Here is a 14,850-nt window from a genome sequence, read left to right on the forward strand (position 1 = left end):
CGGCTTCATCCATCCAAAGGAGGTTTCCATGAAAGTCTATCTTCTGTCGCTTGGCGCCGGCCTGCTCGTCGGCATCGTTTACAGCCTGCTCAATGTGCGTTCGCCCGCGCCGCCCGTCATTGCGTTGGTCGGTCTGCTGGGCATCCTGGTCGGAGAACAGATCATCCCTTTCGCAAGAACGATCATAGACAGGGAACCGGCCGCCGTTTCGTGGTTCAACCAGATCAAGCCGCACATGTTCGGTCATATGCCCAAGGGTGGTGTCGAAACGGTAGATATCGCCAAGGGCACCGCACCCATCGAGAGGGAGAGAAGCTGATGCCAACACGACGCACTTTCCTCGGCGCGGCATCCAGTCTCGCCTTTCCGAATCTGTTTTCACCGGCTAAGGCCGCTGATCCCATCAAGAGCGGAGCTTCGTCCATGCATCCAGATACCATCCTTCACAATGGCCGCGTCACGACACTTGATCGTGGCAATCCGAATGCAACGGCAGTCGCCATCAAGGATGGTCTGTTTCTGGAGGTGGGAAGCGATACCGAGGTCATGGCCCTTGCCGGGCCGGAAACGAAGATCATCGACCTCAGGGGCAAGCGGGTTCTGCCGGGCCTGATCGACAACCACACCCACGTCGTGCGTGGGGGCCTGAACTTCAATATGGAACTGCGCTGGGACGGCGTGCGCTCGCTTGCCGATGCCATGGACATGCTCAAACGCCAGGTCGCGATAACGCCAGCCCCGCAATGGGTGCGCGTCGTCGGTGGTTTCACAGAGCACCAATTCGTCGAAAAGCGCCTGCCGACCATCGAGGAGATCAATGCGGTCGCGCCGGATACGCCGGTCTTCCTTCTGCATCTTTACGACAGGGCGCTGCTGAACGGCGCGGCGCTGCGTGCCGTCGGTTATACCAAGGACACGCCGAACCCGCCCGGTGGCGAAATCACCCGTGATGCCAACGGCAATCCCACCGGCCTGCTGCTCGCCAAGCCGAATGCCGGCATTCTCTATTCGACGCTTGCCAAGGGGCCGAAACTGCCGCTCGACTATCAGGTCAATTCCACCCGCCATTTCATGCGCGAACTGAACCGGCTGGGTGTGACCGGCGTCATCGATGCCGGCGGCGGCTTCCAGAATTATCCGGATGATTACGAGGTGATCCAGAAGCTGTCGGATGAGAACCAGATGACCGTTCGGCTGGCCTACAACCTCTTCACGCAGAAGCCGAAACAGGAAAAGGAAGACTTCCTCAACTGGACGCAATCGGTCAAATACAAGCAGGGCAACGATTATTTCCGGCACAATGGTGCGGGTGAAATGCTGGTCTTTTCCGCGGCCGATTTCGAGGATTTCCGTCAGCCGCGGCCCGATATGCCGCCGGAGATGGAAGGCGAACTTGAAGATGTTGTCCGGATTCTCGCGGAAAACCGCTGGCCCTGGCGTCTGCATGCCACCTATGACGAGACCATTTCACGGGCGCTGGATGTCTTCGAAAAGGTCAATCGTGATATCCCGCTCGAAGGGCTTAACTGGTTCTTCGACCATGCTGAAACCATCTCCGATCGCTCCATCGACCGTATTGCTGCGCTTGGTGGCGGCATCGCCACTCAGCACCGCATGGCCTATCAGGGCGAATATTTCGTTGAACGTTATGGTCAGGGCGTGGCCGAAGCCACACCACCGATCCGGCGCATGCTCGATAAGGGTGTGAACGTTTCGGCTGGAACGGACGCAACGCGCGTCGCCTCCTATAATCCGTGGGTGTCGCTCTTCTGGATGGTGACCGGCAAGACCGTTGGCGGCATGCAGCTTTACCCGCGCGCCAATTGCCTAGACCGCGAAACGGCGCTGCGCATGTGGACGGAAAAAGTCACCTGGTTCTCGAATGAAGAAGGCAAGAAGGGCCGCATCGAGAAAGGCCAGTTCGCCGATCTCGTGGTGCCGGACAAGGACTTCTTCTCCTGTGCGGAGGATGAAATCTCCTTCCTTACCTCGGAACTGACGATGGTGGGTGGCAAGGTCGTCTATGGCGCCGGTGACTTCAAGGCACTGGACGAGAGCAATATTCCGCCGGCCATGCCAGACTGGTCGCCAGTGCGCAAGTTCGGCGGCTACGCCGCCTGGGGTGAACCGGATGGCGCCGGCGCCCGCTCGCTGCGCCGCACGGCCATCTCCACCTGCGGCTGCGCCAGCGATTGCGGTGTGCATGGTCACGACCATGCCGGTGCCTGGACATCGAAGCTGCCGATTGCCGATCTCAAAGGCTTCTTCGGTGCCCTGGGCTGCTCCTGCTGGGCGGTATAAGCCTCATCGGCAAAGAAACTCACCCACGGGCGGCGCATGTGCCGCCCGTGGGATACGACCAATGGCCGATAAAAGAATATTACAAATTACGCAATTATATCGAAACTATTGATGCAATTGTTGGCGGTAATCCTTTGCGCCAATATCGCTCCATCAGATGAACGCCAGCGCCGCTCGAACCGAACGGCCAGTAGGAGCACATTATGACTGAGCCGTCTTCAACCCTTCGCCTTCGGGTCTTCCTTGCGGATATCGTTGCCGCACCCGCCACAAAAACCCTTGCGCTTCTGGCGCTTTGCTCGGCCTATATTCAGGGACCGCTGACGAAGATTTTCGACTTTCCCGGGGCGATTGCCGAGATGAACCATTTTGGTCTTCAGCCGGCCGCCGCATTCGCCGTCGTCGTCATCCTGTTCGAACTCACCGCCTCCGCTCTGGTTGTGTCGGGCTTCCTGCGCTGGGCCGGAGCTCTGGCACTGGCGGGCTTAACTCTTGTCGCCACCTTCATCGCTCTCCGCTTCTGGGAAATGGCGCCGGGCATGGACCGCATGATGGCCACCAATGCCTTCTTTGAACATCTAGGTCTCGCTGGCGCATTTGTCGTCGTCGCTGCAATCGATCTCACGAAAGGAACGGGCAAATGAGCGCCGCAAAATCCTCCGCAAGCAGTTTTGCTCCGCTTGCACAACCGGTCTTCGCCGTCCTCTGGGCCGCGACGGTGCTGGGCAATACCGGCAGCTTCATGCGTGATGTCGCGAGTTCATGGTTGATGACCGATCTTTCGGCCTCTCCGGCGGCTGTCGCCATGGTGCAGGCCGCTGGAACCCTGCCGATCTTTCTTCTGGCGATCCCGGCCGGCGTGCTGACCGATATTCTCGACCGCCGCAAGTTCCTGATCGCAGTTCAGCTGTTGCTGGCCTCTGTCAGCGTCACCCTCATGGTTCTTGCGCACACCGGCCTTTTGTCCGTCAGCGCCCTGATCGGTCTCACCTTCCTCGGCGGTATCGGTGCGGCGCTGATGGGACCGACCTGGCAGGCCATCGTACCGGAACTGGTGAAGCGCGAGGATATCAAGAGCGCCGTGGCTCTGAACTCGCTCGGCATCAATATTGCCCGTTCCATCGGTCCGGCTGCTGGCGGCATCCTGCTTGCGGCCTTCGGCGCGGCCTTTACCTATGGCGCCGATGTCGCCAGTTACTTCGTCGTCATCGCCGCCCTTTTGTGGTGGCCACGGGTAAAGAACGCTGATGATGCGCTGGCCGAAGGTTTCCTCGGCGCTTTCCGGGCGGGCCTTCGTTACACCCGTGCCAGCAAACCGCTTCATGTCGTGCTGCTGCGGGCCGCGATCTTCTTCGCTTTCGCCAGCGCCGTCTGGGCGCTGCTGCCCCTGGTTGCCCGGCAATTGCTCGGCGGAGACGCCAGCTTCTATGGTATCCTGCTCGGTGCTGTCGGCGCTGGCGCCATCGGTGGCGCGCTGGTCATGCCGAAGCTGCGCGACCGTTTCGATGCAGATGCCCTGCTTCTCGGTGCTGCCGTCATTACTGCACTGGTCATGGCCGCGCTTTCGCTCGCACCGCCGAAGTGGCTTGCCATCATCGTCCTGCTGTTCCTCGGCGGCGCATGGATCACCGCTCTAACGACGCTGAACGGGGCCGCCCAGGCAGTTCTGCCAAACTGGGTGCGTGGCCGTGGCCTTGCTGTCTATCTCACCGTCTTCAACGGCGCGATGACAGCCGGCAGCCTTGGCTGGGGTGCTGTTGGTGAAGCCACAGGTGTGCCGGGTGCATTGCTGATCGGTGCTGCGGGACTGCTGGTTGCGGGCCTTGTCATGCACCGCCTGAAACTGCCTGCGGGTGATGCGGATATGGTGCCATCAAACCATTGGCCGGAACCGCTCGTTGCCGAGCCGGTGGCCCATGATCGCGGCCCGGTTCTGATCCTGATCGAATATAATGTCGAAAAGCATCACCGCTCCGCTTTCCTGCATGCACTCGACGAGCTTTCCCAGGAGCGTCGCCGCGATGGCGCCTATGGCTGGGGTGTCACGGAAGACTCCGCCGATCCGCAGAAGATCGTCGAATGGTTCATGGTGGAATCCTGGGCGGAACATCTTCGCCAGCACAAGCGGGTTTCCAATGCCGATGCAGATTTGCAGGGCAAGGTGCTGGCTTATCATTCCGGGCTGGAAAAGCCTGTCGTGCGCCACTTCCTGACGATCAACCGTCCGGGCAAGGCATAAACAGAAGGGGCCGAAAGGCCCCTTTTTGTTCCTACCGTTGCACCGGCTGCTATCGCGCAATCCGCTCGAGCACGCGGCTCAATGCATCTTTCAAGGCCTTTGAACCGCCTTTGCAATCGAAGTCTTTGAGCACCTGTTCGTTGAGGCCGCCTTTGGTGGCGAATTCACGGCTGATATCGTTAAAATCCGCCTTGCTTCCGGCCAACACCGCCACCTCGGAGAGGCCGCCAAAGAGGGGCGCAAGATAGGCACGCGCCTTTTCTTCCGGCAGTCCGTTTTCGGCCAACCATTCCGTTGCCGTTTGCATGATACCGAAATAAGTAGCCATCAGAGCGCTTCCGGCGGCCAGAAGGTCGTATTCCGCCTTGGTCTCGCATTCCACCGCATTGCCGAGCACGTTGAAGATTGCTGCCGTATCCCTATCGGCGGGATAAATGGCGGTGACGCCTTTGCGGCGGGCGACGAAGGGCAGCGGGATCGCCTGGGTGAGATGTACATCCGCATCGATCCAGTCGAGAAGGGCTTCCCGGCTGGTCGCAGCCACGACGCTGATGACTTTCTGTTCGTCCCTGAACCGTAGCGGCCGGATGACCTCCTCGGCAATCTGGGGACGGATTGCCAGCATGACGGTATCGCAGCCATCGACGATCGCCTGATTGTCGCTTGAGACGATCACCTGCGAAAAATCGGCAGCCAGTTCAGCCGAAACATCCGCGCTGCGCTGGGACACCATGACATGTGGTACGGCGGCGGGTCTGGCAAGCAGGCCGCGTACCATCGCGTCGGTGATGGCGCCTGTTCCGATAAAACCGATTTTTTGGGGCAGGGACATGAATACTCCACTGTGGCGGCTGGATCGAGAGATGGTCGGTCCTTCCAGTTTGGCGCGATGCTAGATTTTCCACCGGTAAATGTCGACAGGCGGTCGGGCTATCTGTGACGCCGCGGCACTTAGGTCGGCCGATGCTCGCGAAAAGCGGCAGCGAGCGTTCGCAACGCCTCACGCGATCTGCTGTCCGTCAGGGTCGAGAACATGATGATTTCGGTGGAAGGCAGGGAAGGCAGCCCAAAACGCTGGCTGACCTCCACGGTGCCGGGTGGGGCAAGACGGGAGGAGAAGGCGGAAATCGCAAGTCCCGCCGAAACGGCCGCGGTTACCATGGACGATGTGCCGCCGAGGAAAACCTCCGTCCAGGCTATGCCAGCCCCGTCCAGGGCGCGGGTGGCTATATCACGCACGCCACAGGCGGGAGACAGTGCCGCAAGCCGCAACGGTTCACCCTGACGATGTTCGAATTGCGGGGTTGCATACCAGCCGAAATGCTCCGGTCCGAGAACCTCGCCGTCGCGCCGGTCGTCCTCGCGTCTGATGATGGCCGCATCGATTTCCCCACGGTCGAACGCGTCGAGCAGGGAGCGCGAATGGTCCATCCGCACTTCAATCGTCAGGCCCGGGTCATGGTCGTTGAGGCGGGCCAGAAGGGTTGGCACCTCCGGTCCTGCCACGTGGGCGGCAATGCCGAGGCCAAAACGACGGCGCGGTGAGGAAAGGCCTGCCAATGCGCGATCGTGCGCGGCGAGAAACTCGCGGGCGGGCGCCAAAAACACTGCACCCTGCGCGGATAGCCGCACCGAACGCGGTGTGCGTTCGAGCAGCCGCTGGCCTAGCCTGTCTTCCAATCGCTTGAGCTTGACGCTGATCGCACCCTGGGTGGTGCCGAGCGCTTCGGCAGCGCGGGTGAAGCTCTGCATATCGGCGATGGTAACAAAGGCTTCGACGGCCTCCACATCCAGCGTGCTCATGTCGACTATTCCAATTCGTTGTCTCTGAAATAGCCAATCATCCAATTCAGTTATGGTCAAGCTTTGTCTAGCCTGTCGCCTCGTAGATCGGTTTCACAGTTGCGAGCCGAGCCAAGAAAGGCTGAAGAATGACCCTTGTTATTACCGAACAAACCGGTAGCAGAAGCGCCATGGCGCTCGCTGCCGTTTGTCTCTCCGCTCTTATGTTCGGACTGGAAATCTCCAGCGTTCCTGCGATCCTGCCGACACTGGAAGAGGTACTGCACGCGGATTTCCGGCAACTCCAGTGGATCATGAATGCCTATACCATCGGCGTGACCATGGTGCTGATGGCAACCGGTGCGCTGGCCGACCGCTTCGGCCGTAAACGTGTCTTTATTGCCAGTATTGCTGCCTTTGCCCTGTCTTCCCTTGCCTGCGGAATGACGCAGAATGTTCCGGTGCTGATCGGCGCGCGCTTCTTTCAGGGCTTGAGCGGCGGAGCGATGCTGGTGTGCCAGATCGCCATTCTGTCGCACCAGTTCCGTACGGCGCGGGAGCGCGGCATGGCCTTCGGCTGGTGGGGCATCATCTCGGGCGTTGGGCTCGGTTTCGGCCCGATCATCGGTGGTGCCATTGTTGCGCTGTGGAGCTGGGAATGGGTTTTCCTCGTTCACGTAGCGCTCGCCATCGTGACGTGGCTGCTTGCTTCGGGCGGTGTGAGAGAATCGCGTGACCCCGAGGCGGCACGTCTGGATATCGCCGGCATGGCCACGCTTTCGCTGTCGGTTTTTTGCCTTGCCTTTTTCATCACACAGGGACCCGAGCTTGGTTTTGCGAGCCCGGCGGCGCTTCTGATCCTTGGCGCCTCGGCTGCGAGCTTCATCGCCTTCCTGATTGCCGAAAAGCTTAGTTCAAGACCGATGTTCGACTTCTCAGTGTTCCGCATCCGGCCTTTTTCCGGCGCGATCATCGGTTCAGCGGCGATGAATATCAGCTTCTGGCCGTTCATGATCTATCTGCCGATCTGGTTTCAGGCTGGCCTCGGTTATGACAGCGTCACCGCCGGGCTCGGCCTGCTTGCCTATACGCTGCCAGCCTTGGTGGTCCCGCCTCTGGCGGAACGCCTGTCGCTGCGCTACCAACCCCGCCTCGTCATTCCGGCAGGACTGTTCACTATCGGCCTCGGCTTCATGCTGATGAAGCTGGGAAGCGGTATCGAAGAGGCGAACTGGCTTACAATGCTGCCCGGCTGCATCCTCGCGGGAATAGGGCTCGGACTTACCAATACCCCCGTTACCAACACGACCACGGGCGCGGTTTCGCCCGCCCGTTCGGGCATGGCTTCGGGCATCGACATGAGCGCACGCATGATCTCGCTTGCCATCAACATTCCGATCATGGGCTTTATTCTGGTCGAGGGCGTGGGGGCGTCGCTTCGGGCGAACCTGCCGATCGCGCCGGATGTGTCTCATGTGCAGTCGCTGGCGGAAAAGATCGCCGCGGGAACTGCTGGCGCCTCGGCGCAGGGCGTTTCGGAAGAGCTTGTCCACCGGGCGCTTGCGGATGGGTTCGGCCTGGTCATGCTCTATGCCGGCATCAGTGTATGGCTACTCGCCGCCATCAGCTTCATGATCTTCGGGCCGGCGCGAAAGCCTGCCCATGACTAGGGTGGAGTTCAGGATGCCTCCCGGAAAATGACGGTCACGATCGTTCCGCCGTCCGGGCGCGCCTTTATCTGCAGATCGCTGTCATGCGCCTGTGCGATTGCGCGGGCAATGGACAGGCCGAGACCTGTCCCGCCGGTCTTACGCGCGCGTGACGGTTCCATCCGCCAGAAGAGTTCGATGCCGTGCGCCTCGACGCCGGCGGGGAAGCCCGGCCCTTTATCCTCGATCGAGACGAAGGCGCGCCCGTCCTGAAGCCCGGTCGAGCAACGCATAAATCCGCCGCTCGCCGCGTAGCGGCGCACATTGTCCATCAGGATCAGCAGCAGCTGCCGAAGGCGTTGACGGTCGCCGCAAACTGATGCTGCCTCCAGCGACATCTCGAGATCAATGCCTGCTTCGTTCATGAGCGGCCGTGCCGCCTCCGCCACGGCCGCGCATTCGGCGGCAAGATCAAGTGGCTCGGTATCTTTGACGAGGCTGTTGGTTTCGGCCAGAGAAAGCGTGCGCAAATCATCCACGAGACGTGCCAGCCCCTCCACATGGACGATGAGGTGGCGAATGGCTTCCTTGTCGAGGGGAAAGAGATCATCGGCAATGCCGTGCAAACGGCCCTGCAGGATCGTGAGCGGGGTGCGCAGTTCATGGGCTACCGCCATCGTGTTGAACTTCAACCGGTGCTCCATCATCTGAAGTTCCCGGATCAAGCTCTCGAAACTGTCGACGAGAAATGCGACCTCTGCGATGTGGCTCCCCCTGATCTCTGCTCCTCCGCTGAAGTTGCCGGTCGCCATGCGCCGCGCTGCATCGGCAAGTTCGCCGAGAGGTGCCGCAATGCGCCGAGAGATGAAGTAACCAAGCAAGCTGCAGAGAAAGACACCGAGCAATCCGAAAATGAACACGGATTTGATAAGCTCGTTATCGGCCTCGTCCTCGAGGCCCGGCAAAACCCTGACAAGGGCCTCAAGCTGACGCTGGTCCGGCATCACACCCCGGTCTATATCCGAGAAGGCCCTGGAGGCATCCGGCGATAGCTGGGCGATCATGCGCTCCTGAATATTGTCGGCATACCAGGAAACGCCGAAATAGACCAACGCAACCGCAAAGATGAGCATTGTAGTGATCGTGATCGCCGTCATCGTCCGCAGGCGGAGCCGCCAAGGCTTCATGGTTTTTGCTCCCCTGCCAGCCGATAACCGATGCTGCGCACCGAGACGAGATAACCGCAGGCGCCATGGTCCGTCAGTTTTTTGCGCAGATTGGCGATGTGTGTGTCGATGGTGCGCGCCAGCGCATCGCTTTCCGGCAGGCAGGCGTCAAGAATATCGGCACGCTGAAAGGCGTGGGTGGGACGACGCGCCATATGGGCGAGGATCCTGAACTCGCTAAGCGTGAGCGGCAGAACGGCCCGCTGACCGTCGTTGCAGACGGCTGCGACATAGGCTTCGGTGTCCACCTCAATGGGCCCGAAGCGTAAAACCCCGCCAGAGCCCGGTTGCCGCGTGCGTTTCAGCACGGCATTCACCCGCGCGATCAATTCATGCGGATTGAAAGGTTTGACGATGTAGTCGTCAGCGCCGAGGCGAAGGCCCGTCAGCTTGTCCATGTCCTCGGCGAGAGATGTGACCATGATGACAGGCGTCTCCCGTTCCCGCCGGATGCGGTTCAAAACCTCGATGCCGTCGAATTTCGGCAGGCGAATGTCGAGGAGAACCAGATCAGGTCTCAACATGGAGAAATGGGTCAGCGCCGTTTCTCCGTCGCTGGCTCTGACGGTTCTGTATCCTTCGCGAACGAGATAGGCGTCCAGGATCTGAATAATATCGGGGTCGTCTTCGACGATTAGAATTAGTCCTTTGTCCATACTCAATCCACAAATTTACTGGTGTCGGCCGTGGCGGCGCCGGGACGCTAAGCGGATGCGGAACATCGGGCAAGAGCCGCTGTGCCTGAATGAATCCCACCGGCACTCCTTTCCATACACTCTTGTGTCTTTCTCCGCAGAGCCTTGACATTTCTGCGGAAGAGAACTGGCCATGCACCAGTCTCTCACCCATAAAACCCACCCCAAAAAGCGGCGTTTGACCCAACGGTCGAAATTTCGTGTCAACTTTATTTCTGTCGTTCGTCAGGCATTTGCGCGTGCCTCCTGCAGTCCCTTTGTGCTGGCTCTTCTGGTCGCCCTTGCGATGATGATTGTCTTTACGATCAGGCCGGATATCGATCTTGGAGTAAGCCGGCAATTCTGGGCGGAAGGTTTCACACTCGGCGAGGACGAGTTCCTGATTTCCGTCCGCGATCTGAACCGCAGGCTTCCCTGGGTCTTGCTGTCCGGACTTGTGTGCATGCTTGTCGTAATGCCCTTCTCGCGCGGCTTGCCACGGCTTTTTCCACCACACAGACTGCTGCTTATTATCGTCTTTTTTGCTCTGGGACCGGGCGCTGCGGTGCATGCCCTGAAAAACCTGTTCGGCAGGGCAAGGCCGCGGCATCTCGCAGAGTTCGGGGGAGAGCTGGTTTTTACACCGGTTCTTTCCCTCGGTGGCAGCTGCACCCGAAACTGCTCTTTTCCTTCCGGTGAAAGCGCTTCCGCAATCGCCCTTCTGGCCTTCATCATTCTCCTGCCAGAGAAATTTCGCCTGATCGGCACCGCAATATTGACGCCGTTCATCGTGATTTTCTCCCTGAACAGGGTGGCGATGGGAGCTCATTTCCTCTCGGATGTCCTGATTGCATGGCCTTTGATGTTTGCGGTATTTCTTCTGCTCCATCGGCCGTTCATCAACAATCGGCGTGCGATCGACGCGACTTTTTCGCGCAAGAGCGATGGTGCGCGGCGCTCCGCCGAAACAAGACCGTTTGCCGAACAATAACGCCCGTCGGGCATCCGACCGCTAATATCAAAAGGGCAGCGGAAACCGCTGCCCCTTCCGTTTCTTCTGCGCAGATGATGGCAGCCTTATTTCACCTTTGCGACGACAAGCTTGCCGTCGGCGCGTTCGGCGATGAACTCGATATTGGCGCCTTCCTTGAGCTTTTCGAGCATCGCATCGTCCTTGACGCGGAACACCATGGTCATGGCTGGCATGTCGAGGTTCTTCAGTTCTTCATGGATGATGGTGACCTTCTTGGCGGCAGCATCGACTTTCTTGACTGTTCCCTTGGTGAATTCCTCTGCAAATGCGCTGAATGGAGCGGTGAGTAGAAGTGCGGCTGCGACGGTGATCTTAATGATGGTCTTCATGGTGAGATTCCTTCGGTCGTGGGTTACTTGGCGGACACTTTGAGATCGCCGCGCATGCCGGCCTCGTAATGTCCGGGTTTCAGGCAGGCGAATTCGAACATGCCGTCATTGGTGAATTTCCAGATGATTTCGCCGCTTTCTCCCGGCGCGAGGGTGATAGCGTTCGGGTTGTCGTGTTCCATCTCCGGCGCCTTGGCCATTGCAGCCTTGTGCTCCAGATTGGCTTTCTGCTCGTCCATGATGAATTCATGGTCCAGCTCGCCGGCATTCTTGACAGCGAAGCGAACGGTCTTGCCCTTCTTGAATTCGAATTTGGCGGGTGTGAACAGCATCTTGCCATCGGGTGTCTCTTTCATCGTCACCTGAATGGTCTGGGTCACCTTTGCCTTGTCGCCCGGTTCGCCCACCGCCATCGCTTCATGGTCGCCGCCGTGGGTGCCGGATGCGAGCGCTGGCGTGGCAAGAGTGGTGAGAAGCAGTGCAATTTTCAGTCTGGTCATGTCATTGTTCCTTGGTTTGTAAGGGTGGGTCATATTCAGCCGTGTTTCATCGGATGCGGCGTGATCTGCGTTTTGGGGTCGGTGTTCTTTTGGCTGTCCGGCAATTCGCCGGTCCACTCCCAGGCCTGCGTGCCGGGCGGATTTTCGTACCAGCCGGGGTCTGCGTAGTCGCCCGCGGAAATGCCTTCGCGAACCTTCACGACAGAGAACATTCCGCCCATTTCGATCGGGCCGTGCGGGCCCCACCCCGTCATCATCGGAACGGTATTTTCGGGGATTTCCATTTCCATCGCGCCCATGTCGGCCATGCCGGCGGTGCCCATCGGCATATATTCCGGCCGGACCTTGCGGATCTTTTCGGTGACGCTTTTTTTGTCGACGCCGATGAAGGTGGGGACGTCATGTCCCATGGCGTTCATCGTATGGTGTGACTTGTGGCAATGGATCGCCCAGTCGCCGACATATTTGGCGTCGAATTCATAAGCCCGCATGGCGCCGACGGGAATATCGATGCTGACCTCCGGCCAGCGCGCCTCCGGCCGCACCCAGCCGCCATCCGTGCAGGTCACCTCGAAATCGTAACCGTGCATGTGGATCGGATGGTTGGTCATGGTCAGGTTACCGACGCGCACGCGCACCCGGTCGTCCCTGGAAACCACCAGCGGATCGATGCCCGGAAACACCCGGCTGTTCCATGCCCAAAGATTGAAATCCGTCATCGTCATGATTTTGGGGACGGAGGTGCCGGGATTGATGTCGAAGGCGTTGAGCAGGAACACAAAATCGCGGTCCACCGGCATGAAGGTGGGGTCCTTCGGATGGACAACGAAGAAGCCCATCATGCCCATCGCCATCTGCACCATCTCGTCCGAATGTGGGTGGTACATGAAGGTGCCCGACTTCAAGAGGTCGAACTCGTAGACGAAGGTCTTGCCGACGGGGATATGCGGCTGCGACAGTCCACCCACCCCGTCCATGCCCGATGGCAGGATCATGCCGTGCCAGTGGATCGTCGTATGTTCCGGCAGCTTGTTGGTAACAAAAAAGCGCACCCTGTCGCCTTCCACGGCCTCGATGGTGGGGCCCGGTGACTGGCCGTTGTAACCCCATAGACGGGCAGTCATGCCCTCGGCCATTTCGCGTTCCACCGGCTCGGCGACAAGGTGGAATTCCTTGACGCCATTGTTCATCCGGAAGGGCAGGGTCCAGCCATTCAAGGTGACGACGGGATTATAATCGGGACCGGTGGTGGGCTTTACCGGCGCCTGCGTTGCCGCCGTTTCCATCACTGCCGCTTCCGGCAGGCTGCTGTTGGAGGTTTTCGCCCAGGCCGCCGAGGAGACCATCGCGGCGCTGACGCCCAGAAGTTGTCTTCTATTGAACATGGTCTTTCCCTTTCTCAATGTCCGCCACCACCGCCGCCGGAAGCGGCGGCAACCTCGGTCTCTCCGCCAGACGCGCCTGCGCCGCCGCCATAAATGGCGGGAGCGAGGCCGGCTTCGGCGAGCCAGAAGTCGCGTTTGGCATCGATGGCCAGCAGGTTCGAATTGACCTTCTCGCGGCTGTCGGCCAGCAGCTCGAACGTGTTGGTGAGCATGCCGTTATAGGTCAGCAGCGACTCTTCCTCGATCTTGGTGCGCAGGGGCACCACGCTGTTGCGGTAATGCCGGGCGATATCGTAATTCGAGCGATAGGCCTGATAGGCCGAGCGGGCCTCCGAGCGGATATTGACCGCCTTTTCCGCCAGCAGATTGGCTGCACGCATATAAGCGAGCTCGGATTCCCGCATGCGCGCCTGGCCGGAATCGAAGATCGGAATGACGAATTCCAGTTCCGCGTTGCCGGTCGTCTGTTTGTGCTTTTCGCCGTCTTCCAGCTCGCGCTCGGTCTCGAAACCGGAGCGCAACTCGAGATCGGTGACATAGCGGGTGGCTTCCGTGAGCTTGAAGGAGCGCGCAGTCGCCTCAAGATCGAGTTTTGCCATCTGCAGATCGACGCGGCGTTGCAGCGCCTCCGCCTCGATCATGTCACGCTTGGCGAGTGTTTTTGGAAGCTGCGGCAGGCGGTTGGGAATGGCGTATTCGATATCCGCTCCCCATAGACCCATCAGCCGCGTCAGTTCTTCCTTGGCAAGGCGGGCTTCAAGCCGCGCCTTGGCGATCTGGCCCGTCAACTCGGCATAAAACACCTGCTCGCGGGCCTGGCCTTCCTTATTGAGCGAGCCCGCCTCGCCAAGCTTCTTGGCGAGTTCAGAGGCGGCGTCCGCCGCGGTCTGCGCCTGCGCCAGTTGGCCGACATTTTCGAGGGCGGCAACGGCGTTGATCCATGCCCGGCGCGTATCTGCCGCCAGTTGCAGCGTTTTCAGCGCGGCGGCAAGCTGCGCCTTGCGGAAGTTGGTATCGGCAATCGCCACGTTCTGCTTGAGGGTGGCGAGTGCCAGGATATTGGTGACGACCACACCCTCGATTGACTTATAGGCCCTGAGGCCGGGGGTGCCGATCCCCGTCAGCCCGATGCCGACCCGCGGATTGACCAGCATGGTCGATTGCCAGGCGGTGGCAGCGGCTTCCCCCAAATCGGCATAGGCCGCCTGCAGGCCCTTGTTGTTCAGCAGCGCAACCTGTACGGCGGTTTCGGCATCAAGGACCTTGCTGGCCGCCATCAGCGTTTTGACGCGAGCTTGTGTTGCCTGCGCTTCGACCCGGTTCTGCACCCAGATGGCCTGTTTTCCGGTCGCTTCCGATGTCTTTGCCGAAACATTGATGAACCCAGCATCCGACGCCGCATATTGTGCGGCCGAGACACAGCCACTGAGAAAAAGCGGCATGGATAGAACGGCTGCCAGTTTTGCGCCGAATTTGAATGCACGTGGTGTCATGATGCGTCTCCTTTTGGAGCCTGCGCATCGTTCTGGTCACGCCAGGGTTTGGGATCGACCGGCATGCGGGCCGTGTAAGCCGAGACCGGGCTTTGGTAGCGGAGGGGGGCGACGGCAAGCGTCGGGTTTGCCGCGTCGTCATAGGAGGCGGCGTCATTCATCATCGATGTGGCTGTGCAGCCGCCCAGAAGCAGGGGCGCCGCAACCACAATATAAATTGGGTTCATGGGTCGTTTCCG

General features: G+C 59.9%; 15 protein-coding genes. 6 read left to right on the forward strand and 9 right to left on the reverse strand.

What is annotated here, in order from left to right; genetic code table 11:
* Positions 1–28: 28 nt before the first annotated feature.
* The 4 genes from ACZ47E_RS14460 to ACZ47E_RS14475 all read left to right on the forward strand — a co-directional run bounded on the left by ACZ47E_RS14460 (position 29) and on the right by ACZ47E_RS14475 (position 4,540).
* Positions 29–319, forward strand: a complete 291-nt coding sequence (locus tag ACZ47E_RS14460) for a XapX domain-containing protein (RefSeq protein ID WP_108081747.1) — start codon at positions 29–31, stop codon at positions 317–319.
* Positions 319–2,301 carry an amidohydrolase gene (locus tag ACZ47E_RS14465; RefSeq protein WP_004437500.1) on the forward strand — a complete coding sequence of 661 codons (1,983 nt, stop codon included), beginning with the start codon at positions 319–321 and terminating at the stop codon, positions 2,299–2,301. Before ACZ47E_RS14460 ends, ACZ47E_RS14465 begins: the two co-directional genes overlap by 1 nt.
* Before the next feature lie 203 nt (positions 2,302–2,504).
* Positions 2,505–2,945 carry a DoxX family protein gene (locus ACZ47E_RS14470; RefSeq protein ID WP_278067731.1) on the forward strand — a complete coding sequence of 147 codons (441 nt, stop codon included), beginning with the start codon at positions 2,505–2,507 and terminating at the stop codon, positions 2,943–2,945.
* Entirely contained in the window at positions 2,942–4,540 is a 1,599-nt protein-coding gene (locus ACZ47E_RS14475; protein ID WP_278067730.1) for an MFS transporter, read from the forward strand. The genes ACZ47E_RS14470 and ACZ47E_RS14475 overlap by 4 nt, the downstream gene beginning before the upstream one ends.
* A 49-nt stretch (positions 4,541–4,589) precedes the next feature.
* On the opposite strand, the gene ACZ47E_RS14480 is transcribed toward ACZ47E_RS14475, so the two are convergent.
* Together ACZ47E_RS14480 and ACZ47E_RS14485 are read right to left on the reverse strand one after the other, a co-directional pair.
* Entirely contained in the window at positions 4,590–5,372 is a 783-nt protein-coding gene (locus ACZ47E_RS14480) for a pyrroline-5-carboxylate reductase (RefSeq protein WP_278067729.1), read from the reverse strand.
* Positions 5,373–5,491: 119 nt separating this feature from the next.
* Complete coding sequence (locus ACZ47E_RS14485; RefSeq protein ID WP_004437510.1) at positions 5,492–6,343, reverse strand: LysR family transcriptional regulator; 852 nt, start codon at positions 6,341–6,343, stop codon at positions 5,492–5,494.
* Positions 6,344–6,513: 170 nt separating this feature from the next.
* Here ACZ47E_RS14485 and ACZ47E_RS14490 point away from each other — a divergent pair, with 170 nt between their 5' ends.
* A complete protein-coding gene (locus tag ACZ47E_RS14490) occupies positions 6,514–7,992 on the forward strand; it encodes an MFS transporter (protein WP_416359429.1) in 1,479 nt (492 codons plus the stop codon).
* Between the two features lie 8 nt (positions 7,993–8,000).
* Here the strand turns inward: ACZ47E_RS14490 and ACZ47E_RS14495 are convergent, their stop codons facing one another.
* Together ACZ47E_RS14495 and ACZ47E_RS14500 are read right to left on the reverse strand one after the other, a co-directional pair.
* Entirely contained in the window at positions 8,001–9,158 is a 1,158-nt protein-coding gene (locus tag ACZ47E_RS14495; RefSeq protein WP_278067726.1) for an ATP-binding protein, read from the reverse strand.
* Entirely contained in the window at positions 9,155–9,853 is a 699-nt protein-coding gene (locus tag ACZ47E_RS14500; RefSeq protein WP_004437520.1) for a response regulator, read from the reverse strand. The genes ACZ47E_RS14495 and ACZ47E_RS14500 overlap by 4 nt, the downstream gene beginning before the upstream one ends.
* A gap of 298 nt (positions 9,854–10,151) precedes the next feature.
* On the opposite strand from ACZ47E_RS14500, the gene ACZ47E_RS14505 reads away from it, so the two are divergent.
* Positions 10,152–10,862, forward strand: a complete 711-nt coding sequence (locus ACZ47E_RS14505; protein WP_234826110.1) for a phosphatase PAP2 family protein — start codon at positions 10,152–10,154, stop codon at positions 10,860–10,862.
* Between the two features lie 86 nt (positions 10,863–10,948).
* Here the strand turns inward: ACZ47E_RS14505 and ACZ47E_RS14510 are convergent, their stop codons facing one another.
* The 5 genes from ACZ47E_RS14510 to ACZ47E_RS14530 are packed head-to-tail and all read right to left on the reverse strand — an operon-like array spanning position 10,949 to position 14,838.
* Positions 10,949–11,233, reverse strand: a complete 285-nt coding sequence (locus ACZ47E_RS14510) for a copper-binding protein (protein WP_044459511.1) — start codon at positions 11,231–11,233, stop codon at positions 10,949–10,951.
* Between the two features lie 23 nt (positions 11,234–11,256).
* Positions 11,257–11,733: a cupredoxin domain-containing protein gene (locus ACZ47E_RS14515; RefSeq protein WP_333899310.1), complete on the reverse strand. Its 477-nt coding sequence runs from the start codon at positions 11,731–11,733 to the stop codon at positions 11,257–11,259.
* 35 nt (positions 11,734–11,768) lie between these two features.
* Positions 11,769–13,118 carry a multicopper oxidase family protein gene (locus tag ACZ47E_RS14520; protein WP_464017001.1) on the reverse strand — a complete coding sequence of 450 codons (1,350 nt, stop codon included), beginning with the start codon at positions 13,116–13,118 and terminating at the stop codon, positions 11,769–11,771.
* Between the two features lie 14 nt (positions 13,119–13,132).
* Positions 13,133–14,611 carry a TolC family protein gene (locus tag ACZ47E_RS14525; RefSeq protein WP_278067724.1) on the reverse strand — a complete coding sequence of 493 codons (1,479 nt, stop codon included), beginning with the start codon at positions 14,609–14,611 and terminating at the stop codon, positions 13,133–13,135.
* A complete protein-coding gene (locus tag ACZ47E_RS14530; RefSeq protein WP_004437539.1) occupies positions 14,608–14,838 on the reverse strand; it encodes a hypothetical protein in 231 nt (76 codons plus the stop codon). Before ACZ47E_RS14530 ends, ACZ47E_RS14525 begins: the two co-directional genes overlap by 4 nt.
* Between the last annotated feature and the right edge of the window lie 12 nt (positions 14,839–14,850).

The sequence above is a fragment of the Agrobacterium sp. 5Ca39 genome, from assembly GCF_055382365.1.